Genomic DNA, 21,603 nt, shown 5'->3' with positions numbered 1-21,603 from the left:
CGATAGCCTGACAGGGAGAAGCGAAATGGCGAGTATCTTCAGCCGTATCATCCACGGCGAGCTACCCGGTGAATTCGTCTGGTCCGACGAGCAGTGCGTGGCCATCATGACCCTCAACCCCATGAAGCCCGGCCACCTGTTGGTGATTCCGCGGCAGGAGATCGACCATTGGGATGACATGCCGTTGGAGTTGAGCGCTCATCTCATGGCAGTGTCGCAAAGGCTGGCCAAGGCACTCAAGCAGGCCTTCCCCTGCGAGCGTGTGGGAATGATGATCGTTGGCCTCGAAGTTCCCCATGTGCACCTGCACCTGGTGCCGATCGATGCGATGCAGGACATTCGCCTCGAAGGGTTGCCCCAGGCTCGGCCGGAGGAGCTGGCCGAGAATGCCGATCGTATTCGCGGGGCGCTCTAAGCGGCGATCCGGGCTCTGGCACGACATTCGTCTGCTTTGATGTACGCCATGGCTTACACACTTTAGCGCTGATGTCTGATGGTACTTCCGTGGCGCTGGTCTAGTATGGGTATCTTCCTAAGCCTGCTGAGTTAACGGCGGGCGATACCTGTCCAAGAGCTGGGCTTTGGAGGACACCGGTGCACGAAAAACTGCTGGAGACACGGCGGCAGTGGTACGCCGCCTATATCGATGGAAACGTCGGCCGGTTGGATCATATCGAGTTGGATGAGTTCGTCCTTATCGATGAAACGGGGCTGCAGGGCAAGCTGGATCAGCTCGGCGGCATTGCCGACGCCGTAGCGGCGGACCAATGGTTTGCCCGGGGTAGCCAGGCTGAAGATCTCGTCCTGAAGCTAGTACCACTGGGCGATATCGTCTCGGTCTATGGCCAGGGGCGGATCGTCGATGACGATCGGACTCGTTACAGCCTTAATTTCAGCGAGCTGTGGCAGAAGGAGAGCGGGGAGTGGCGGGTGTTGTCGTTGCACTTCTCGAAGGCCACCACCCCGCCGGATCGACAGCGCAACTGACCGAAAGGCCAGCCGGCAGATTGAGCTGCCTGCTGGCCATGGCGTTCAGCCACGCTGGGCGATGCAATTGGCGTAGAAGCTCACGGTGGCTGGCCAGTCACTGAACACGCCGATGACGCCGACATCCTGCACCAGCGCGTCGAGGGTGATCAGCTTATCGCCTTCGCGTCGAATCACGTCCTCTGTCGTCTGGTGATACCATTGGCCACCTTCGGCCAATGGGCCGGAGCGCTCCAGGGTCCAGGTTATCAGCTCAAGCCCCGCCTCGCTGGCGCGCTTGGCGTACTCGGAAGGCACGATGCGGCTGTCGCCCTCACCGAATTCGGGGTTGGCAGCCAGCAGCATCCAGGTCGGTGGCGCGAGGATTTGCACCCCCCGTTCGGCCAGCTCTTCCATGCTTGGCGACCAGGTGTCGGGATTGGCATGGTCGAAGTTCTCGTCATCGTAGCGCCCATCCAGATAGACTGCCTGCGCGCCGAACTCGGGTTCGTTCTCGATCCAGTAGAGGACGTCATCGAGATTGAACGACTGGGCGAAGACATCGCCCGGCGGCACGTCGGCCTCCTTGTACTCATCGACGAGTTTCTGCGCGTAATCCTCCTGACTCATGCCGTTGAAAGGCATCTCTACCTCGGGCGCCTTGAGCTCGGGCGTCATTTTCACGCCCAGTTCCTTGAACAGGGCGACGGTTTCGGCATGGCTCATCAGGGTCCCGCGCGTGGCGTAGAGGTCGGTGCGCCAGCCGGGCGTTCCGGGCAGGTACTCCTCGATGCTGCGCGCTTCCAGATTGGCGCCTTCCATGGTGCCGCGCAGCGTGCGGAATTCGGCCAGTGAGATATCGCTGGTGCAGCAGCGAATCTCGGCGGCATTGCGCAGCTCGCCGCTCTCGGGGTCGATTTCCGGCGGTACGCTGCACTTCTGGGCCAGTTCGGTCTCCACGATGTTGGTGGTGTAGTGCAGGTCACACTGGGAATGGCGACACACCAGCTCGTTGTCACTGGTAAAGGTCACGTCGCATTCCAAGATCCCTGCGCCCCCCTGAACGCCGGCCAGGTAGGACTCCAGGGTATGTTCGGGGAACTGCAGTGCCGCGCCGCGATGGGCGATGGAGAGCTCCGTTGGCTGCCAGTCGGTATTCTGGGCGGCACATTCAAGTAGTTCGGCCTTCAACTCGCGCTCGCGCTCGGTTTCCTCACTCATGTCGTTGACGAGAAACAGTGGGCGTGGGCCGAGCGTGACCTGGCTTGCCGCTTTCAGCAGGGCATCGTTCCACGCGGGGGTGTTTTCGGTCGCCTCCTGAGCCAATGCCGAGCCGGCGGCCAGCAGGCCCAGGCAGGCCAGGGTGGGGAGTGTCTTGTTCATGGCGTGTCTCGCATTCTTCCTTGTTGGCGTGGGCCGCAGTTGTCGCCTGCGGCCAGACTTGAGCGTAGCCATGCGCAGCGGTACGGGCTAGCGCTCCGTTATTGCCAGGCGCGCCGCCAGGGCGAGGAAACCCGCCGCGAAGGAGCGTCGCAGCCAGGCGAGAACCTGCGGGCGTGCCAGGACTCGCTGGCGTGCGGCCGCCGCGCTGACGCCATACACGATAAACACCGCAAATGTCATCAGCATGAAGGCGAGACTCAATTCGAGCATGGGCATCAGCGGGGGCTCACTGGCATCGACGAACTGCGGCAGGAAGGCAAAAAAGAACAGGGTGAGCTTGGGATTGAGCAGATTGAGCAGCACACCGCTGCCTATCAGTTGCCTGGCCGGCAGGGGAGACTGGTCGGTAGTGGGGAGTGCGGTATCACGCGATCTCAGCACGCTCCAGGCAATGTAGAGCAGGTAGGCGACGCCCAGCAGCTTGAGCAGTTGGAACGCCGTGGCGCTGGCATGCAGGAGGGAGGCTAGCCCGGTGACGGCGGCGAGCATGTGCGGCACAATGCCGAGGGTACAGCCGAAGGCCGCTAGAACACCGGCGCGCATGCCCCGTGCTAGACCGGTGGCAAGCGTGTAGAGCACTCCGGTGCCGGGTGAGGCGACGACAACCAGCGAAGTCAGGAGATATTCGAGGGTCATGGGCAGGCTCCGATAACGAAACCACGCTAGCGTGGCGCTACCGGTCGGCGGAGTCTTGAAGGAAATTGCAGGCCTCAGGGGGGCAGAGCGCGCGGCGATAGCGTCCTGGGGAGAGCCCGAACTGACGGCTAAAGGCCCGGCTCATGTGGCTCTGGTCGGAGAATCCCGCCTCCAGAGCCGCGTGGCTCAGCGAATGACCGCTGGCGATCAGGTGCCTGACCATCAGTACCCGCCGCTGCAGCAGGTAGGCGTGTGGCGTAATGCCCAGCGCTCGCGAGAAGCTGCGCAGCAGCTGATAGCGGCTAAGGCCCGCCATGTCGGCAAGCTCGCCCAGGGTGACGGCCTGCTGCGGGGCGTCGTCGAGGCGCTGACGCACCCTGGCGATATTGCCCGGGAAGCAGGGCGTAAGATCGAGGCGCCTCGAGCCATGGCGAGAGAACGCCGCCCCGAGCAGTTGGCAGCAACGTTCCTCCAGATCGAGGTTATTCCCGGGCGCTGCTGCAAGGCGATGGAACAGTTGGCGCATGAGCCCGAGGAGCAGAGGGTCGTTGAGCGCAGGGCGGGCCATCTCGATAGGCGCATCGGGGCCGTCGATATACTGTCGAACCAGAACCGGGTCGAAGTAGAGCATGTGCCAGGCCCGCCGTGTTCCCCTAAGGGGGGCGCCATCGTGCACTTCACCCGGGTTCACCGTGATGATGTCGCCGGCCACGGCATCCACCTGGCCGATACCGCTCCAGGAGCGCTGCCCACCGGCGGCGATGAGCCCGATGCCGTACTGATCATGAGAGTGACGCGGAAAAGCCCGATCCGAAGCCAGACTCATAGCCACCACGCCACCGATGCCCGTGGTGTGTGTGGCTACCTGATGATGCTCTTCTTGCATGCGCTCATCCCGGATTTACACTGCCCCGCGAACCAGCCAAGGGCACGCCAGAGAAGAAGCCTCCTTGGCAAAGCTTGCGTCCCTGCAGTCGACAGGGTTGTTTTCGTACTTGGATAATCGACTTGAAGGGGGGCGAAGACAAGAAATCGTGATCAGTCCGGCTCGCGCTGACCCCATGGAGAGGAAGTGGAGATCGGATTTTCGAGATAGCTCCAAAGTGCCTCTTGAGCGGCCTGCAGTTGATTGGCTTGGAGTGCCCAGAAGCGGAGCACTTCATCGCTATGGTATGTGGAAGAGGGGTGGGTCTGAGTCATGGAGCGATCCTCCGGTAGGACTACAAACACCAGCGTAGACGCAATTTGCTGCGACGCAGCATGAAAATTGTAACCGAGCGCGCCTTGCCCCTGCTTCCCCTGACGCAAGACACCCCCACCCGGCGATGCCGAATGGGGGCGTTATGGCAGTAACGTAAATTTCAGCGCTGCGGATGCTGCTCGAACAGTTCGGCCTTGGCCTCGCGCATGACATCTTCGCAAGCGGCCTGATGCGCGAGCTGGGTCAGCAAGCTTTGGGTCACGGCGAAGCCCTTGCCGAGACAGGTATCTACATCCTCGCGACTCAAGTGTGGAATCACGTTGTAGTCGATCTTGATCGTTCTGCCACTACCGTCCAGCTTGTCGGCGAAACTACGGATGAACCAGGCGAGGCGCTCGCGCCAGCCGCTTGTCTCCTCCTTGCCTTCGTTCACGCTGAACGTGCATCGCCATTCAGGTTTGTAGACTCGCATGAGGACCTCCTGCACTGGCTAGAGTTATGAATGATCGATCGTGATGTTGGGCTCCGCTTCTTCGACAAAATTACACTTTCAACATAACAAACTTGTACCGAACTTTCACGGATTGTGCAGCTTCGCTACGCTTGCCAGATTGACAGTTTTCATGCCCGCCGCGCAAGAAGTATGAGAGACCTGGCTTGTTGGAAGGGCATTCACCTCTTGTATCGGCGCGAGCGGAGAGAACCTGAGTGGTGGCTCGGGAAAATTCGCCGAATTGTGGTCGAGGAGGGCGCTTGAAGGCTCGATGAGCCCTCGGCTTCTCCGGGCGCCGAGGGCCGTGTAGAGCGTGGGCTCTGCTTGCTGACTAGGCAGCCCAGAGTGAACGAGTCTCTCCCGACAGGGCCTGACGCAGCTTGTCGGTCAGGCCAGGATCGACCTGACGCGACACCACACGCAGCACAGCGGTAACCGCTTCGGCATTGACCTGCTCGGTCATGCCAGGTGTCGATTGTACTTGGTGGAGGAAGTCCTCCTGGCTGCGTAGTGGCAAGGGTTGCCGGGAGGGGTCGTACTGCTCGTAGAAGGCGCCGCGAAGCAACAGCGGCAATTGGGCCGCGAAGTGGGCCGCCAGGTCGGCCGGCAGCTTGTCGCGAAGCGTACGCAGGGTGGCGCTAAGCGTGTGCCAGGCTGCCTGCCTGCTGGTACCCGGGCGTTCCTCCATCAGCTCGTCGAGCCATATGTGAGTTTTTTGCAGCGTCTTGTCGAACACATCGAGGCCGGTATCACTCATCCTTCACCTCCCTATGCGTTGGCTGGTAAACCGGGGTCAGGCTTATGCAGCCTAGAAAGAAGGCAAAGGGAAAGCCAAGCGGGTAAAGGTAACCATTGGCCAGCTTTTGGTAACGGCAGGAGCGCAATGTCGCCGAGCTTTTCCGCCCGCTGCCGCCAACTTCATAGCCGTACCAACATCTTGCCCCGATTGGCTCCCTCGAAGAGCTTGAGGAAGGCGTCGGGAGTGCATTCCAGCCCCTCCTCGATGGTTTCCTCGTAGTCGATCTCACCCTGGGCGACGCGCGGCCCGACCTCTTCGAGAAAGTGAGGGTACTCGGTCCAGTGGTCGAAGATGATGAAGCCCTGCATGCGGGCGCGTTGAACCAACAGGTTCGCCAGGTTGCTCGGACCCTGCGCCGGCGCCTCTTCGTTGTAGCTCGAAATGAATCCACATATGGCGATGCGCGCGCCGACCTTGAGATTGTTCAACGCCGCTTCGAGGCAGTCGCCACCTACGTTCTCGTAGTACACATCGAAGCCTTCGGGGCAGGCCTCCTTGAGGTCGGCGCTCAACTGCCGGGCATCCTTGCCCTTGTAGCTCACGGCGCGAATATCGTGCTGCTCCAACCATTCGAGCTTGTCCGCCGCACCAGCGATGCCGACCACGGTACCGCCCCTGGCCTTGGCCAGTTGCACGGCAAGCGAGCCCACGGCGCCGCTGGCGGCGCTGACCAGCACGTTGTCGCCTTCACGCAGGTTGGCAATACGATTGAGCCCTGTCCAGGCGGTCATGCCCGGCATGCCGAGCACGCCCAGAAAAGCCTGTTCGGGGATCTGCATGTCGGGCAGAGGTTCCAACACATCGCCCTTGAGCTGGGCAATGTCCCGCCAACCCGCCATGTGGCGCACCTTGTCGCCGGCCTTGAAATGGGCATGGCGTGACTCGATCACCTCGCCGATGGCGGCGCCTTCCAGCGGGGCGTCCAGCTCGAACGGTGCGACATAGGTTTTGACCCCGCTCATGCGGCCCCGCATGTAGGGATCGACCGAGAGCCAGGTATTACGTATGCGTACCTCCCCATCGTCCAGCCCCGGCAACTCCAGGCTGCGCAGCTCGAACAGCTCTCTCGACGGCGTACCTTTCGGGTAGTCGCGAAGGGTGAAATAACGTGACTGCATGTCGGCTCCTTGACTTGCTTGCTGCCTGGTTTAAACGTCAGCGTGGCGGTCCCTGTTCGAACAGTTCGGCCTTGGCATCCCGCATTACGTCTTCGCAGGCCGCCTGTTGAGCCAACTGGTTGAGCAGGGAGTGGGTGACCTCGAATCCCTTGACCAGGCAGGTATCGATCTCTTCGGCTGTCACTGTGGGCTCGACGTTGCACTCGATCGTCACCGTGCGGCCCTTGCCATCGAGCCTGTCGGCCCAGTGACGAAGACGCCATGCAAGCCTCGTACGCCAGCTGGCCGCCGCTCCGGCAGCTTCATTCACTGTGAAAGTACAGTGCCATTCCGGCTTGTAGATTTTCATACGAACCTCCCGTTCCGGCTGGGAACATCCCGCTGCCTCTCCTTGTTTACCGTGGGTAACGGTCGAGACGTCCATAATTCCAGCATAGAAGCTTTATCGGCTTGGGGCAGGTTAGCGAATGTGAAGCCTTGCTAAGGAAACGCTGCGCAGATGCGCGGCGGGCCGAATCGTTGCCGCAAGCCCTCGAAGCGGATTCGCTGCCAGGCGGGGAGCACATACGTCGCAAGTGGAGGCGGTATTGGACCGATTCCACGTCTCTGTCCATGGTTAGGGTATTGGTCAATTCACAACCCATGGATGGCATGTTGAACAAGGTCGCTCGTCGAATCGCCATGACGCTGGGGGCTGTGCTGCTGGTACTGGTGGCGGCGGCGCTGTTCCTGGAATCCTCCTGGTTTCGTGGCTGGCTGGAAGATCAGGCCAGCGAACAGCTGGGGCGCGAAGTGGCGATCGCTGATCACGGTATCGATTGGGGTTTGCCGTTGACCCTGCGGCTCAACGAGGTGCGTGTCGCCAATGCGAGCTGGGCCGATGATCCCATGGCCCGTCTCGATGAGCTGTCGGTGACCCTGGACGTCGGCGCCCTGCTTCAGGGCAAGATCGAGCTGGAGCGGGTCGAGATTAACCGGCCGGAGATGCTCCTGCTGCGCCGGGAGGATGGCACCACCAATATCGATGACCTGCTGAAGGACGAGGAACCGACCGAGGAGCAGGATATTCCCCTCTGGCCCCAAGAGTTCAACATCGACCGCGGACGGCTGGTTGTTCGCGATGCGGGCCGGGATGTCGAACTCGACATGGCGTTCTCCACTCCCGGCGAGAGTGTCGAAGAGCTGAGCGTGGACATCCGCGGGGAAGGCCACGCTCAGGGCGATGCCGTGGCGTTCCAGGGCCTGCTGCATCTGGAGATCGAGGAGCGCCGTGGTGCCATCGAGGCGTTCCAGGGACGCCTCGGGGAGAGTCGTCTCTACGGCAGTCTCGCACTGGATCTCGGACGTGACGTAGCGCGAATTCAGGCCGACCTCGAAGCCGACGTGCTCGATCTGGACCGCTGGAGCGAACTCTTTGCGCAGGACGAACGCCAGACTTCCACGCAGGAGCGCCCCCTCATGGAGAGGCTGGAGGTGCTGCGCTCCTTCGAGGCCGAAGTCGACCTGTCCATCGGCCTGCTGCGTGCCGCCGAGCGGACCTTGCATGACGTCGTGGTGCAAGGAGCGCTGCGAGAAGGCGAGCTAGCGCTCGAGCGGCTGCAGGCCAGGGAACCGTTGGGCGAGGGCGAGGAGCGGTCGCTCCAGTTGCAGGGGCGGCTGGACGCGTCGCCTTCGGAGAGCGAGGCCGCCAGCGTCGAGCAGGGGCGCTTGAGCTACCGTGACACGGCCCGCAAGATCGAGATCGAGGCGAGCTTCGAGGCGCCCGGCGCCGGTGCCAACGGGGCCGCTGGGGGCCAGCGCCTGGCTGTGCAGGGCGAGGGCCGGCTACAGGATGACAGCGTGGCGTTCGAGGGGTTGTTGCGCCTCGACGTGAATGCGTGGCGAGGCGGTATCGATGGACTCGAGGCGAGCATCGGCGAAAGCCGCCTGGAAGGTAGCCTGGAATTCGACCTGGGGCGCGATTCCCCTTGGCTCGCCGCCGAACTCGAGGGAGATGTGCTCGATCTCGACCGCTGGGGGCTGTTCGAGGAAGAGCAGGCGCGCGCCGCGCCGCGGCAGGAAGAAGCGCAGCAGGAATGGGCGTGGGATCGGCACGTGGTCCAGGTGCTGCAGGGCTTGGAGGCGTTCGAAGGCGAGTTCGACCTGGCGCTCGGGCAGTTGCATTATGCCGGCCAGACCCTGCATGACCTGGCCCTCGAGGCGACCCTCGAAGAGGGGCGGCTCTCCATTGCCCGCTTGCAGACGCACCAGCAGCTCGACGAAGAGTCGCCACGCTCGTTGAGCCTTCAGGGCTGGCTCGAGGTCGACGAAGAGCGCCTGGTGGCCGACCTGCAGGCGCAACTTGACCGCATCGACCTGACCGCGGCGCTCTCACCGCTCGGGTTCGGTCCGTTGGGCACGCTTAACGGCAACCTCAACACTCGCGTGGTCGACGGTGGGCTGTTGTTCGAGAACACCGCGCTGGACTATCGCGCCCCGCACTGGGGCTTGGCGCTTTCGTTTACCGCCGACACCCGCACCGAGGGCGTGGAAGGGCAGCGGGTGCACCTGGTCGGTGAGGGTAGCTACGAGCAGGAACCGTTTGCCTTCGATCTGCTGGTAGGACCGTTGCTGGACCTCACCGCTCTTGATAAGCCCTATCCGGTCACCGGCGAACTGGCCAGTGGCGATACCCGGCTATGGATCGATGGTAGCGCTGTGCAGCCCTTCGCCCTCGAATCGCTGGAGGGTAGTGCCCGCCTCGAGGGGCCCAGCCCGGCCGAACTCACCGACCTGACCGGCATCGGCCTGCCCGAGCTGCCGCCTTATCGGGTCAGCGGCTACCTGCGCTACCGGAAGGACCAGCTCGAGATCGACGGCCTCGAAGGTAGTTTCGGCGACAGCGACGTGGCCGGCGACGTGCGCATTCGCTTCGGCGAGCGGCCGACGCTATGGGCGACTCTCAAATCGCAACAGCTCGAGGCGGACGATCTGCTGCCGATGCTGGGCATGTCGCCTGAGACGGGGGCGGGCGAGACGGCTTCGCCCGAGCAACAGCAGTGGGAAACGGAGGAACGGCGTGCAGAGGTATTGTTCCCCGATCGTGAATGGAACTTGGAAGCGCTGCGCAATACCGACATCGTGCTGGACTACGAGGCGGCCGACGTGCAGGCAAAGCACGTGCCGTTCGAGAGCCTGGCACTCTCGCTGGATCTGGAACAGGGCGTGATGACGGTCGATCCGCTGCAGGTGGGGCTCGGCGGCGGCGAGGTACGTGCCAGTTGGCGGCTGGATGCCCGGCAGGCGGCCATCGAAGGCGTCTTGCAGCTGGCCCTCAACCAGATCAATCTCAAGGCACTACTCGACGAGGCCGAGCTACCCGACGTAGCGCGGGATACACTGGGCGTATTCGGCGGCCACGGCGACTTCCGTTATCACGGGAGCTCCATGCACGAGGTCATGGCTGGGCTCGATGGGGAGTTGGAGCTGGCGATGTCCCAGGGTTGGCTGGACATCATCGCCGCCGAGTTGCTGCCGCTCAACGTGGCCAATGCGCTGGTGGCGGCACTCGCTGGGGAGGAACAGGTACAGCTGGAGTGCACCTATGTGCGCTTCGTGGCCGAGGATGGCCTGGCCGACCTGGAGAACTTCTTCATGGCCACCGAGATCGCCCACTTCGAAGGGGCCGGAGCCATCAATCTGGAAACAGAGAAGATGGATATGGCTTTTCAGGGTCACAACCTCGATCCCACCCTGTTCACCGGCAATTCGCCGGTGGAGCTGAAGGGCTCGCTGCGCGATCCGGAAGTGAACGTCGTCACCGAGGAATTGATCGCGCGTGGTGCCCTTTCGTTACTGGGCGCCATCGTGGCACCACCCTTGGCGATTCTGCCGTGGGTCGACCCGGGCGGTGGCGAGCAGGTCGGCATGGGCTGCGAGCGGGCGCTCTCGGCGTTCGAGGAGTGAGCCGGGGTTTCCCTGCTCATGCGATGCCTTGTCAGTCTCATGTTAATTAACCTGTAAACGCTTCATTACGTTACGCTGTGCCTGGCCTCGTCCGTTGGAGCGCAGGCCGGTATGGCAAAACGTGATGGGCGAGGTGTGAATGAACGAGCCAGAGCGGATCCTGGTGGAGAAGCATCTTTCCCCAGCCGATGACGGCCCGCCGAAGGGAGTAAGTGGGCTTCTCAAGCGCATCTGGCGCGACCTGATGACCTCGGGTGGGCGCACTGCCGAAAGCTGTCCCGATTACCTGCGCATCACCTTGCTCAACCTGGTGCAGAGCGCGAGCGTCCTGATCTGGTCGTTGTTTCTGATATTGATCATGCTGGGCGTGCTGGAGTCCTCACCTGGCCGCTTGATCATCGACATCACGGGGTTATTGATAGCGCTCGGCGTCATCGTCGGGCTGCGCATGGGGTTATCGGTCTCCCGGGCGGCGCACGTCACCCATGCATTTCTCTTCGCTTGCCTGATGGGACTCTCGATCGTCAGGGCCGAGAACCCACTAACGATGACGTTGCCCTTGATCTATCCTGCGCTGGCCTTTCTGCTGCTCGACGACATCCGCCGTGGGCTGGCCGGTACGCTCTTGATGACGGCAGGGCTGAACCTCCTGCTGTCCTCGGGCTTCGGTCCCGACCTGGGCGATAACGCCATGCTGCTCGACGGGGCCTTGACCATCACCGTAGTGATGCTGTTCCAGGCGGCGGTCATGGCGCTCTACGTGCACCATCGCAAGCAGGCGATCTCCATGCTGCGTGCCGTCAGCGTGCAGCTCAACGAACTGGCCAGTCACGATCCGCTGACGGGGCTGTACAACCGCCGTACCTTTATCGAGGTGCTCGAGCGCGAACTGTCCCGGCGCGATGACGATAATCGTCCGCTGGCCTTCCTGCTGTTCGACGTCGACCGCTTCAAGGCCTACAACGACCGCTACGGCCATCCCCAGGGGGACGAACTGCTGAAGCGTCTCGCCGACGTCACCATTCAGGTCTTTTCCCGCGGAGAGGATGTGGTGTTCCGTCTCGGAGGCGAGGAGTTCGGCGTGGTGTATCGCACCGATACTTTCGAGCAGGCTGCAGAAATGGCCGACCAATTGCTGGCTGCCATCGAAGCCATGGGCGAGCCGGCGCCCGCCGGGCCTCACGCAAACGTCTCCGTCTCTGCCGGTCTCTGCCTCGTGGACAAGCGGCGTGCAGCCAGCGCCAACCAGATCTACAGCCGCACGGATCAGGCGCTCTACCGTGCCAAGGAGGCAGGGCGAGCCCGCTGGATTTATGCTTCCGGGTGATCCGGAGCAAGAGAGGCGTTCATCCGCCGGGGCCGTATTCCAAGCACCGCTCGGTCATGGCCGGGCCCTGCAGCAGCGCGCTGTTGAGGTCGCGCAGGGCGCTGCGCAGGCCCTCCTCCAGCACCGGGTGGTAGAAAGGCATCTCCAGCATGCGCTCGACCCCCATCTTCTGCTCCAGCGACCAGGCCAGCAGGTGAGCGATATGCTCCACGCGAGGGCCGAACAGTTCGGCACCGAGGAATTGGCCGGAACCGTGCTCGGCATACAGGCGCATCAGGCCGCGGTTTTGACGCATCACCACGGCACGGCCCTGATCCTCGAAGGTGGCCTCCCCCTCGGCGACGCCATCGCAGCCGAAACGCTGTGCCGCTTCGTCGCGACTAAGCCCCACCGTGGCCATCTGCGGGTCGGTGAAGGCAATCGACAACCGCGTGCTGCGATGGCCAGCGCGGCGCTCGGGGTAGCGGCCGGCGTTGTGTCCGGCGATGCGGCCCTGCTGGTTCGCTTCGTGCAGCAGCGGCAACTCCTGGCTGGCGTCTCCGGCGATGAAGATATGGCTGCCTGCGCCTGCATCATCGGCCTGGCGGCACTGCATGGTGAAGCGGTTGTAGTCGGGAACGCCCTTGTCGTCCAGCCGCAGGCCGGCATTCTGTAGATCGAGATGGTCGAGGTTGGGACGGCGCCCGGTAGCAGCCAGCAGGTAGTCGAAGCGCTCGGTCAGGGGCCGGCCGCTGTCGCGCTCGAGGAAACGGACCGCCACCTGGTTTCCGTCGCGCTCGATGGCCTCGACCTGAGCCGCTGGGTCGAGGTAGAACTCGCCATTGAAGGTACGCTCGGCGTAGTCGCGCAGCGACGGGTCCTGGAAGGGGCCGAGTGAACCGCTCTTGCCGAACATGCGCAGGCGCACGCCCAGGCGGGCGAGTGCCTGGCCGAGTTCCAGGCCGACGATACCGGGGCCGAACACGGCCACCGATTCGGGCAGGTCTTCCCATTCGAAGAGGGCGTCGCTGTCGACCAGACGATCACCGGCCGGAGCGAAGGCTTTGGGGGAGTGGGGGCGTGAGCCGGTCGCGAGGACGATAGCCCGGGCGCGCAGGCGCAGATCGTCGCCGACGCGTAGCGTATGGGGATCCTCGAAGCGGGCGTGGCCCAGGATGCGATTGTCGGGCTCGATGCGCTGCATGGAGTCGAGCACGCTCGCGACGAAGGCATCCCGCTGACGCCTGACGCGGGCCATGACGTCCTGCCCGTTTACCTCGATGCTTCCGATCTCGATGCCGAAGCCAGCGGCCTCGTGGGCCTGATGGGCCGATTCGGCAGCAGCGATCAGCAGCTTGGAGGGCATGCAGCCTACCCGGGCACAGGTGGTTCCGGGCTCGCCGCCCTCGATGAGCACTACCTGATCATGGTACTGCCTGGCCGATTGCCAGGCACTCAGGCCGGCCGTGCCGGCCCCGATCACGGCAACATCCACGTCGCGTTCCTGCATCGCAAGTCTCCCTGGCACACTGGCATAGGCTGAATGGCCTGAAACAACTAAAGCCTAGACGCCATTTGCCGGGAGCGGTCAATACAGGCGACGGGCTCACGACTTGCGATTATGGGTAGGCTTGTCCTTCTGGCTGGTGGAAGCCATCTTCTCGAGTTCCTTTTCATCCATCGACTCGTACATCTGCTTCGACGCGCCTTCGAGTTCACTGACCTTTTTCTCTCCGCGCTTGGCGGCAAGGGCGGCTCCGGCTGCCATCTGCTGGGCTTCTGATTTGGCTGGCATGATCTGTCTCCTTCCTTAGACACTGAGCGGTTTCAGCAATATTCAAAACTCCTGTTATTGAAACTAGCCTGTGGAAAAGAAATTCGCCGTTTCAGTATGTTACAGGGCGGCATGGTTGAGTAATGAAGGGAACGCCGTTCTTGAATTACGAATGGCCGATGGCACTGCAGAAATAACTAAAATACGTTCTAAAGAACTTACAAAATCCCTTTTGACTGAAAGCGTTCCGCATGATATCTGGACAGAGCAAGATGATAACGACAACGACCTGGCGTGAGTTCAGAGAGTTAATCGGTATTAGTTGATTCAACCTTTACGAATAAAAGTGTTGCATCCGCGGGGAAGGGAGTCTCATGCGCCAGCTTGCCATCCAGAGCCGATCCCAGGATCCGGTCAGCCAGTCTTGTCATGATGAAGTCACCGGCCTGGCGACACGCCGCCACGCCGAGCAGCTACTGGCGTCTTTGCTCGCACGTGCTGCCGAGCAAGGCACCAAAGTCGCCGTTGTGCACATCGATATCGATCGCTTGAAGGAGATCAACCATTCGCTGGGCAGGTCCATGGGCGATGCTTGCCTGCGCCTGGTGGCGCAACGCGTCATCGGTGTCATCGACCATAAGGGCAGCGTCAGCCGGCTCGACAGCGATGAGGTAATGGCGGTACTGGCCGACGTGACGACCCTGGAGACAGTCATCCCCATCATCGAACGGCTGCTGGAGCGCACCCGCCAGCCCATCGAGCTTTCCGGGAGAACCCTCTTCGCCAGCTGTTGCATCGGGCTTGCGCTGTATCCCGACCATGGCGGCACGGTTACCGAGCTGATGCGTCACGCCAACCTGGCTCGGCGCCGGGCACAGGCCAGGGGGAGCATGCAGTATTGCGTCTTCTCGCAGGACCTGCTCGATGATGGCCCCGACCGCATCGCGCTGCGCTGTGAGCTGAGCGGTGCCCTGGCACGCGGTGAAATGGAGCTTCGCTATCGCCCCTTGCTATGCGCACGCAGTGGGCAGGTCGTGGCGGTGTCGGCCCAGCCCCGCTGGTGCTCGCCTCGCTTCGGTGTGCTGGAGGCAGCGCAGTGGCTGCCTGCTGCCCGCGAGAACGACCAGCTGTGTGAAATCTGCCCTTGGGTGCTGGCCAGCGCATGCCGGCATGCGCGGTCATGGTACGAGGCCGGTTCCGGATTGCGGGTGGTGGTCGGCGTGCCGGCGGAGGGGCTGGTGGGCAACGTGCTGGTCGAAAGTGTTCGCGCCGCGCTCGAGGAGAGCAGCCTGCCGGCGGGGCTGCTCGAGATCGAGCTGACCGAAGGCGGGCTGATGCAGGACCCCGATCACGCCTGTAAGGTGCTCGAACGGCTAAAGGCGATCGGCGTGCGGCTCTCCATCGACGGCTTCGGCAGAGGTCACTCCATCCTTGGCCACCTGAGTCTGTTCCCTATCGATACACTGAAGCTCGATGCGCTGTTCATCGACGATTGTCTCGATAACCCTCGCCGACAGGCCATCATCCGCTCTGTCATCAGCATGGCACACGAGCTGGGCGTGCATGTGGCGGCCAGCGGGGTCTGCTCGCGCCAGCAGGTCGACTTCCTGCGCGAACAAGGCTGCGACCTGCTGCAGGGCAGCCTGTGGTCGCGCATGGAGTACAGCGATCCGTCCACCTAGGTGTAGCGGTGCCGTCGGGCGTGCAGGCGGTCATGTGGTTGCGGGAAAGTCCCGTTGGGTCGACCATGGAGGCTTTCCATGACCCGCCATGACAGGAGCCGACATGCCCATCGTGACCATCCAGCAGTTCCCGCGTGAACTGGCGCAGAAGCGCGAGTTGGCACGCCGTATCACCGAAGCCTTCGTCGAGACCTACGGCGTCTCCGAGCAGAGCGTGCAGGTGTTCTTCAGCGAAGTGGACGGCGAGAGCTGGGCCAAGGCGGGCGTGATGGGCTGCGATCGCAGCGGTGCACAAGGCTGATCTCGAGGAGGCGATATGCGACTGCAGCACGCTACCTGGCAGGAGGTCGAGACCTACCTGCAGCGCGAAACCGGCATCATCGTGCCGATCGGCTCCACCGAGCAGCATGGCCCCAACGGCCTGGTGGGTACCGACGCCATCTGCCCCGAGACGGTCGCCTGGGAAATAGGCGAGCGTCACGGGGTGCTGGTGGCGCCGACCCAGAACCTGGGCATGGCCCAGCACCACCTGGCGTTTCCCGGCACCATCAGCCTGCGCCCCAGCACGCTGATTGCCGTGCTGCGGGATACCGTAACGTCGCTCGCTCGCCACGGTTTCACCCATGTGTTCTTCCTCAACGGTCATGGCGGTAACATCGGTAGCTTGAGCGCGGCTTTCGCCGAGATCTACACCGAGCGCAGCATGCGCTTCGGCCCCCAGCCTGCCGGTGAGCTGCACCTCACCACCAACAACTGGTTCGCTGGCCCAAGGGTGCGCGAGCTGGCCGAATCGCTCTACGGCGATGCCGAGGGTACTCATGCCACCGCCTCGGAGGTGGCGCTCTCCTGGTTCGCCCGCCCCGAGGCGATCAAGCAGGTCGCCATGTCGCCGCGTATCGCTCCTCGCGGCAGCGCCCGGTGCGACGCCGACGAGTTCCGCCGCCGCTTCCCCGACGGCCGCATGGGCTCGGACCCGAGCCTGGCCAGCGTGGAACACGGCGAGCGCCTCTTCGAGGCAAGCGTGGCCGACGTATGGGAGGCCTACCGGGCTTTCACCCGGCCCGACTAGCCCGTCCGCCTGCCCCTTCGGTCGTTTCTGCAGGGGCGACTTGCAGAGTCAGCTCTGGCTTACCATGGTGTGGCTATGACTTCTGACCCACAGAAACCATCGAAGGCCTCGACCGGGGGGCGTTCGCCGCTGGACATGCAGCCCAACCACTCCCCGTCTCACCGGCAACGGCCCCAGTGGCTGTTGTTCCTATGGTTCGCCATCGCCATTTTCCTGGTCTTCAACTATCTGGAGAATACTGAGCAGCGCGCCCAGGTCGAGCTGACCTACAGTGAATTTCTCGAAGCCGTGCAGGAGGGCCACGTCGAGGCGGTCACGCTGCGCGGCCAAGCGGTTGAGGGGCGCTTCAGCGAGGCTGGGCAAGAGGCGCGCGATGACGAGCCGGTCGAAAGCTTCGAGACCACCCGGCCCGACGTCGAGGACTCCCGGCTGCTCGAGCGATTGGAAGCCAACGGTGTACATGTTGCCGCCGAGCCTGTCGATCCGCCTTGGTGGCAGCGCGTGCTGCTGGGGGCGCTGCCGTGGATCCTCATTCTCGGCCTGCTGTTCTGGTTCTGGGGTCGCATGCAGCAGCGCGCCATGTCGGGAGGCGGCGGCCTGTTCAGCATGGGCAAGTCCGGTGCGCGCCAGATCCGCAGCGAGGAGAGCCGGGTACGGCTGACCGACGTGGCGGGCTCCGAAAATGCCAAGCAGGAGATCACCGAGGTGATCGACTTTCTCAAGGAGCCCGACCGCTTTCACGCCCTGGGCGCCCAAATCCCTCGAGGAATACTGATGATGGGCCCGCCGGGCACGGGCAAGACGCTGTTGGCGCGTGCCGTGGCAGGCGAGGCCGAGGTGCCGTTCTTCAGCATCAGCGGCTCCGAGTTCATCGAGATGTTCGTCGGCGTGGGGGCCTCGCGGGTACGCGACCTGTTCAGGCAGGCCAAGGAGCAGGCACCCTCGGTGGTTTTCATCGACGAGCTCGACTCCATCGGCCGTTCGCGCGGGGCCGGCATGGGCGGCGGACATGACGAGCGCGAGCAGACCCTCAACCAGATTCTCGCCGAGATGGACGGTTTCGAGAACGAGGAGTCGGTCGTTGTGCTGGCCGCTACCAATCGGCCCGATGTGCTCGACTCGGCGCTGCTGCGCCCCGGCCGCTTCGACCGCAAGATCACGTTGGAGAATCCGCATCGCGAGGCGCGTCGCCGCATTCTCGAGGTGCATACCCGCAAGATGCCGCTGGCCCACGACGTCGACCTGGCCCGGCTGGCCGAAATCACTATCGGTTTCTCCGGCGCCGATCTTGCCAACCTGGCCAACGAAGCGGCGCTGTTCGCCGGTCGGCGGGACCAGGACGAAGTCGATTGGGCCTGCTTTGCCGATGCGCGTGACCGGCTGCTGCTGGGCGAGACCAAGGACGTGGGGCTGGCCGAGCATGAACGTCACATGGTGGCCTATCACGAATCGGGACATGCCCTGCTGGCCTACTTGCTGCCCAGGGCCGACCCGCTGGAGAAGGTCACCGTGCTGCCTCGCGGCAGGGCGCTTGGAGTAACGGCACAGGTCCCCGATGAAGAGCGCTACAACCTGGGCGAGGCCTACCTGCGTGATCGCATCACAGTGATGTTCGGCGGCCGCCTGGCCGAGTCGATCGTGTTCGGCGAGGTCACTAGTGGCGCCGAGAACGACATCGAGCAGGCGACCCGTCTGGCGCGTCGCATGGTCGGTCGCTGGGGCATGAGCGAGCGGATCGGGCCGGCCATGTTCTCGGAAAGCCATGAGCACGTCTTCCTGGGCAAGGAGATGGCTCAGGCTCGTGAGCATAGCGAGGCCATGGCAGGCCTGGTCGATGAGGAAGTGCGGCGTCTGCTGATCGAGCAAGAAGCGCATGGGCGCAAGCTGCTTGAGACGCATCGCGAGGCGCTGGATACCCTGGCCAGGGCGCTCGAGGAGCGCGAGACCCTGGATGCCGACGAGATCCGTGAATTGCTCGATGGGCTGGTGCCCTCCGAGGGCGAGCAATGATGCCTGCATCACCCTTCGTATGTTGCCGCCTGCGGTAGAAAGGTAACATTTATTGACCGCTCATTGCGCCAGTGTGAAGCCTGGCGTGAGCCGCTCCGATACCAATTGACAGTCCTCCCACGAGTACTATTTTGCGAGTGTCAGCCAAGTTTCGAGTCTCGATTGGACTGGTTGCATGGTGCTCCCTTTCGGAGAAATGGTGACACAGCAATACATGGAGGTGGCGAATGAGCGATACCCAAAGCCGCGCGAGTTCGGAAGCAAGCGCTGGCAACAGCAATGACCGGCATGGCCTCGATCGCGACGAACTCCGCCAGCAGGCGGAGGAGACTCGCAACGAGTTGCGCGATGCCGCACGTCAGCAGGCCGAGAGTCTGCTCGATCGACAGAAGTCGGCAGCGGCCGATCAGGCCGAAAGGGTAACCACGGTGCTGCACAAGATGGCCGACGAGTTCGAGCGTCAGGAGCAGCCTTACTTTTCCGGTTGCGTCAATGAGTTGGCAAAGCGTTCCGATGCCTTTTCACGCAATCTGCGTGAACGCGACCTGGAGGCGCTGATGGAACAGACTCGTCACTACAGTCGCCAGCATCCGGCGCTGTTCATGGGCGGGGCGATTGCCGCTGGTTTCATGTTGTCTCGCTTCATGCGCAGTTCCGGTCAGAGTGACCTACCTAGCAGTCGCAGCATGTGAGACGAAGGCGTTGTCTTCGTTGAGTGATGCTTTGCCAAGAGTTGCAAAGGAGGCGACACCTCATGGAAGCGGAAAACAGAGTACGTACGGGAGAGTCTTCGATAGGTTCTCTCTTCTCCAACCTGGCACGTGAAGTCTCCTCGCTGGTGCGCAAGGAGACCGAGCTTGCCAAAGCCGAGATGGGCGAGAAGACCAGCCAGGCGATGGGTGCACTGGCATCGATCGCCATTGCCGGTGCCGTTCTCCTGAGCGGCTTTCTAGTATTGCTGGCCGCAGCGGTCTTCGGCCTCGATACCGTCCTTCCTCCCGAGACCACTCCCTGGCTCTCTGCCCTCATTGTCGGCGGAGTCGTGGTAGTGATCGGTCTGATCATGCTTCAGGCAGGGCGCAAGAAGCTCAAGCAGGAAAACCTGATGCCGACACGCACCATGGCCAGCCTGCGGCGCGACAAGGCATTGACCCAGGAGCATGAAGAGGTGGTCAAGGAGGAGTTGAGATGAGCCAGCATGGCCGGCGCACCTCGGACGAGATCGAACACGAGATTCATCAGACGCGAGCGCGTCTGGATGAGACCCTTCACGAAATCGAAGAGAGATTCTCTCCCCAAAAGCTTATGAATACTACCTACGATTACCTTCGTCATGGCGGTGCGGAAAATGCCGTGTCCGCGCTGGGCAGAACGATCCGAGAGAACCCGTTGCCTGTCATGGTGACTGGCATTGGCCTGGGCTGGCTGTTGCTGGCACAGCGCCGCTCCAGCCATGACTACGACGATCAGGAGTACCGCGCGGGAGGCTATCCCGGTGCCACGATGCCTGTCACGAGAATGCCTGACGGCGACGATATGCCGGGCAGTGGCAGTACCGTCAGCGGTGCCGGTACCACGACGCTGGGGCACGATCCCGCTGCACTGGGCGCCACGCCGCAGCATGGTTCGGATGAGCGCGGCCGTGGCGGTGGCATGACGCGGAAGGCGCAACAGATGGCCGGCAGCGTGAAGGATCGCGCCCAGCATGCCAGCGAGAAAGTGCGAGAGCGCGCTCAGCACATGGGGGGGCAGATGCGTGATCGCACCTCGCATCTGCGCGATCGCCAGCAGTCCGCCATGCAGTCCGTCACCCATCGCGCACGCGATGCCGGGGCCCAGACCAGCCACTTCGTCCAGGACCACCCGCTGGTGGCTGGCGCCCTCGGGGTAGCAATGGGCGCCGTGCTTGGCAGTCTGTTCTCGCCGACTCGCACCGAGAATCGTCACTTGGGCGAGATGCGTGATCGGGCCATGCAGCGTGCCGAGGAAGCGGGGCGGGAACAGCTCGAGCGAGCCGAGGAAAAGATCCATGAAACTGCGGAGCGGGTGAAGGAGGAGGCCCGTTCGGCACAGTCGTCGAACGCCTCAAGCTACGTGGAGAACCCTTCGAGCGAGGAGCGTTATGCCAAGGCCGGTTCGGCCTCCACCGGGACCGGCGCGAGTACCGGACGTGAATCGGCGGCAAGCAAGGGTGGAACTGGCGTCAGCGGTTCCACCGCCTCGGGCAGTGGCGCTGGAACGGGAACTTCGGGGTCCAGCACCTCACATGCACCGGGTTCCGGCTCGAAGCCTGGCGATAGCGGTTCCACACCGCCACGTGGTGCTTGAAACCCGCCTTGAAGAGACCTGACAGTTGCGCCGCGCCCAATCGGGCCGGCGCGCTGTCGTGTGCTAGGGGTCGATTTCGGCGTTGTGGAAGACGTTCTGCACGTCATCCAAGTCGTTGAGGGCGTCGATCAGCTTCTCGAACATGGCGATATCATCGCCCTCGACAGGGGCCGTGGTCTGAGGCACGAACTGAATCTCGTCGACCTCGAACTCTATCTCGCCGAAGGTATCGATCAGCGCCTGCTTGGTCTTGGCATACTCCGTATGCGGGGCGAAGACGGTGATGCGACCCTCTTCGTTCTCGATGTCGGTGACATCGACATCGGCCTCCATCAGCGTTTCCAGCACGGCTTCTTCATCACTGCCGGCAAAGGAGAGAATGGCGCAGTGATCGAACATGTGACTGACGCTACCCGGGGTGCCGAGCTTGCTCTTGGCCTTGTTGAAGCAGGCGCGAACGTCGCCGAAGGTACGATTGGGGTTGTCGGTCAGACAGTCGACGATAACCATGCAGTTGCCTGGGCCGAAACCTTCGTAGCGGGCCACTGAGTAGTCCTCGCCGCCCACGCCGCTGGCCTTGTCCAGCGCTTTTTCGATCACGTGGCTGGGCACCTGATCCTTCTTGGCACGCTCTATCAGGCCGCGCAGCGTCAGGTTGCCGTTGGGGTCGGTGCCGCCCTGCTTGGCGCAGACATAGATCTCGCGACCGTACTTGCTGTACACCTTGGTCTTGGCGGCGGCCGTCTTGGCCATGGATTCCTTGCGGTTCTGAAAGGCCCTGCCCATAACGTTGTCCTGTTGCATCGGATACGAGGCTGGATTCTACGAAACCG

General features: G+C 62.9%; 22 protein-coding genes. 12 read left to right on the top strand and 10 right to left on the bottom strand.

Annotated features, from left to right (window positions below; translation table 11 throughout):
* Positions 1-25 precede the first annotated feature (25 nt).
* Together HBJ55_RS05805 and HBJ55_RS05800 are read left to right on the top strand one after the other, a co-directional pair.
* Positions 26-415: an HIT family protein gene (locus HBJ55_RS05805; protein WP_167111960.1), complete on the top strand. Its 390-nt coding sequence runs from the start codon at positions 26-28 to the stop codon at positions 413-415.
* 179 nt (positions 416-594) lie between these two features.
* Positions 595-987 (top strand): DUF4440 domain-containing protein, encoded by a 393-nt coding sequence (locus HBJ55_RS05800; protein ID WP_167111937.1) that lies wholly within the window; start codon positions 595-597, stop codon positions 985-987.
* A 45-nt stretch (positions 988-1,032) separates the two neighbouring features.
* On the opposite strand, the gene HBJ55_RS05795 is transcribed toward HBJ55_RS05800, so the two are convergent.
* From HBJ55_RS05795 to HBJ55_RS05765, 7 genes are all read right to left on the bottom strand, one after another.
* Positions 1,033-2,349, bottom strand: a complete 1,317-nt coding sequence (locus HBJ55_RS05795) for a glycerophosphodiester phosphodiesterase family protein (protein WP_167111934.1) — start codon at positions 2,347-2,349, stop codon at positions 1,033-1,035.
* Positions 2,350-2,436: 87 nt separating this feature from the next.
* The gene (locus HBJ55_RS05790) at positions 2,437-3,045 is read right to left on the bottom strand and encodes a LysE family translocator (RefSeq protein WP_167111932.1); all 609 of its coding nucleotides are present in this window, start codon (positions 3,043-3,045) and stop codon (positions 2,437-2,439) included.
* 37 nt (positions 3,046-3,082) lie between these two features.
* Entirely contained in the window at positions 3,083-3,931 is an 849-nt protein-coding gene (locus HBJ55_RS05785) for an AraC family transcriptional regulator (RefSeq protein ID WP_240935984.1), read from the bottom strand.
* Positions 3,932-4,406: 475 nt separating this feature from the next.
* Complete coding sequence (locus HBJ55_RS05780) at positions 4,407-4,718, bottom strand: hypothetical protein (protein ID WP_167111930.1); 312 nt, start codon at positions 4,716-4,718, stop codon at positions 4,407-4,409.
* Positions 4,719-5,070: 352 nt separating this feature from the next.
* Positions 5,071-5,496 carry a DUF2267 domain-containing protein gene (locus tag HBJ55_RS05775; RefSeq protein ID WP_167111928.1) on the bottom strand — a complete coding sequence of 142 codons (426 nt, stop codon included), beginning with the start codon at positions 5,494-5,496 and terminating at the stop codon, positions 5,071-5,073.
* Between the two features lie 161 nt (positions 5,497-5,657).
* Entirely contained in the window at positions 5,658-6,656 is a 999-nt protein-coding gene (locus HBJ55_RS05770; protein WP_167111926.1) for an NADP-dependent oxidoreductase, read from the bottom strand.
* A 37-nt stretch (positions 6,657-6,693) separates the two neighbouring features.
* Positions 6,694-7,005 carry a hypothetical protein gene (locus tag HBJ55_RS05765; RefSeq protein ID WP_167111924.1) on the bottom strand — a complete coding sequence of 104 codons (312 nt, stop codon included), beginning with the start codon at positions 7,003-7,005 and terminating at the stop codon, positions 6,694-6,696.
* Positions 7,006-7,307: 302 nt separating this feature from the next.
* Between HBJ55_RS05765 and HBJ55_RS05760 the strand changes: the two genes are divergently transcribed.
* Together HBJ55_RS05760 and HBJ55_RS05755 are read left to right on the top strand one after the other, a co-directional pair.
* The gene (locus HBJ55_RS05760; protein ID WP_167111922.1) at positions 7,308-10,601 is read left to right on the top strand and encodes an AsmA family protein; all 3,294 of its coding nucleotides are present in this window, start codon (positions 7,308-7,310) and stop codon (positions 10,599-10,601) included.
* 139 nt (positions 10,602-10,740) lie between these two features.
* Positions 10,741-11,928 (top strand): GGDEF domain-containing protein, encoded by a 1,188-nt coding sequence (locus tag HBJ55_RS05755; protein WP_167111920.1) that lies wholly within the window; start codon positions 10,741-10,743, stop codon positions 11,926-11,928.
* A gap of 19 nt (positions 11,929-11,947) precedes the next feature.
* On the opposite strand, the gene HBJ55_RS05750 is transcribed toward HBJ55_RS05755, so the two are convergent.
* Positions 11,948-13,417 carry a dihydrolipoyl dehydrogenase gene (locus tag HBJ55_RS05750; protein WP_167111917.1) on the bottom strand — a complete coding sequence of 490 codons (1,470 nt, stop codon included), beginning with the start codon at positions 13,415-13,417 and terminating at the stop codon, positions 11,948-11,950.
* 96 nt (positions 13,418-13,513) lie between these two features.
* Entirely contained in the window at positions 13,514-13,702 is a 189-nt protein-coding gene (locus HBJ55_RS05745; protein ID WP_159549396.1) for a DUF3008 family protein, read from the bottom strand.
* Positions 13,703-13,772: 70 nt separating this feature from the next.
* Between HBJ55_RS05745 and HBJ55_RS05740 the strand changes: the two genes are divergently transcribed.
* The 8 genes from HBJ55_RS05740 to HBJ55_RS05705 all read left to right on the top strand — a co-directional run bounded on the left by HBJ55_RS05740 (position 13,773) and on the right by HBJ55_RS05705 (position 20,770).
* Entirely contained in the window at positions 13,773-13,979 is a 207-nt protein-coding gene (locus tag HBJ55_RS05740) for a hypothetical protein (protein ID WP_167111915.1), read from the top strand.
* 76 nt (positions 13,980-14,055) lie between these two features.
* On the top strand, positions 14,056-15,363 hold the full coding sequence (locus HBJ55_RS05735; RefSeq protein WP_167111913.1) for a putative bifunctional diguanylate cyclase/phosphodiesterase: 1,308 nt from the start codon (positions 14,056-14,058) through the stop codon (positions 15,361-15,363).
* A 103-nt stretch (positions 15,364-15,466) separates the two neighbouring features.
* Positions 15,467-15,664 (top strand): tautomerase family protein, encoded by a 198-nt coding sequence (locus tag HBJ55_RS05730; RefSeq protein ID WP_167111911.1) that lies wholly within the window; start codon positions 15,467-15,469, stop codon positions 15,662-15,664.
* Positions 15,665-15,679: 15 nt separating this feature from the next.
* Positions 15,680-16,432, top strand: coding sequence for a creatininase family protein (locus tag HBJ55_RS05725; protein ID WP_167111909.1), 753 nt, complete (start codon positions 15,680-15,682; stop codon positions 16,430-16,432).
* A 75-nt stretch (positions 16,433-16,507) separates the two neighbouring features.
* Positions 16,508-18,442 carry an ATP-dependent zinc metalloprotease FtsH gene (ftsH, locus tag HBJ55_RS05720; RefSeq protein WP_167111907.1) on the top strand — a complete coding sequence of 645 codons (1,935 nt, stop codon included), beginning with the start codon at positions 16,508-16,510 and terminating at the stop codon, positions 18,440-18,442.
* Between the two features lie 227 nt (positions 18,443-18,669).
* Positions 18,670-19,134: a hypothetical protein gene (locus tag HBJ55_RS05715; protein WP_167111905.1), complete on the top strand. Its 465-nt coding sequence runs from the start codon at positions 18,670-18,672 to the stop codon at positions 19,132-19,134.
* A 62-nt stretch (positions 19,135-19,196) separates the two neighbouring features.
* Positions 19,197-19,634 carry a phage holin family protein gene (locus HBJ55_RS05710; protein ID WP_167111903.1) on the top strand — a complete coding sequence of 146 codons (438 nt, stop codon included), beginning with the start codon at positions 19,197-19,199 and terminating at the stop codon, positions 19,632-19,634.
* Complete coding sequence (locus HBJ55_RS05705; RefSeq protein WP_167111900.1) at positions 19,631-20,770, top strand: DUF3618 domain-containing protein; 1,140 nt, start codon at positions 19,631-19,633, stop codon at positions 20,768-20,770. Before HBJ55_RS05710 ends, HBJ55_RS05705 begins: the two co-directional genes overlap by 4 nt.
* A 63-nt stretch (positions 20,771-20,833) precedes the next feature.
* Here the strand turns inward: HBJ55_RS05705 and HBJ55_RS05700 are convergent, their stop codons facing one another.
* Positions 20,834-21,556 (bottom strand): YebC/PmpR family DNA-binding transcriptional regulator, encoded by a 723-nt coding sequence (locus HBJ55_RS05700; protein ID WP_167111898.1) that lies wholly within the window; start codon positions 21,554-21,556, stop codon positions 20,834-20,836.
* Positions 21,557-21,603 lie beyond the last annotated feature (47 nt).

The organism is Billgrantia bachuensis, from assembly GCF_011742165.1.
Taxonomy (GTDB): domain Bacteria; phylum Pseudomonadota; class Gammaproteobacteria; order Pseudomonadales; family Halomonadaceae; genus Halomonas; species Halomonas bachuensis.
Note: the sequence above shows the minus strand (reverse complement) of the source record. Positions and strands in the feature narration are given on the sequence as shown.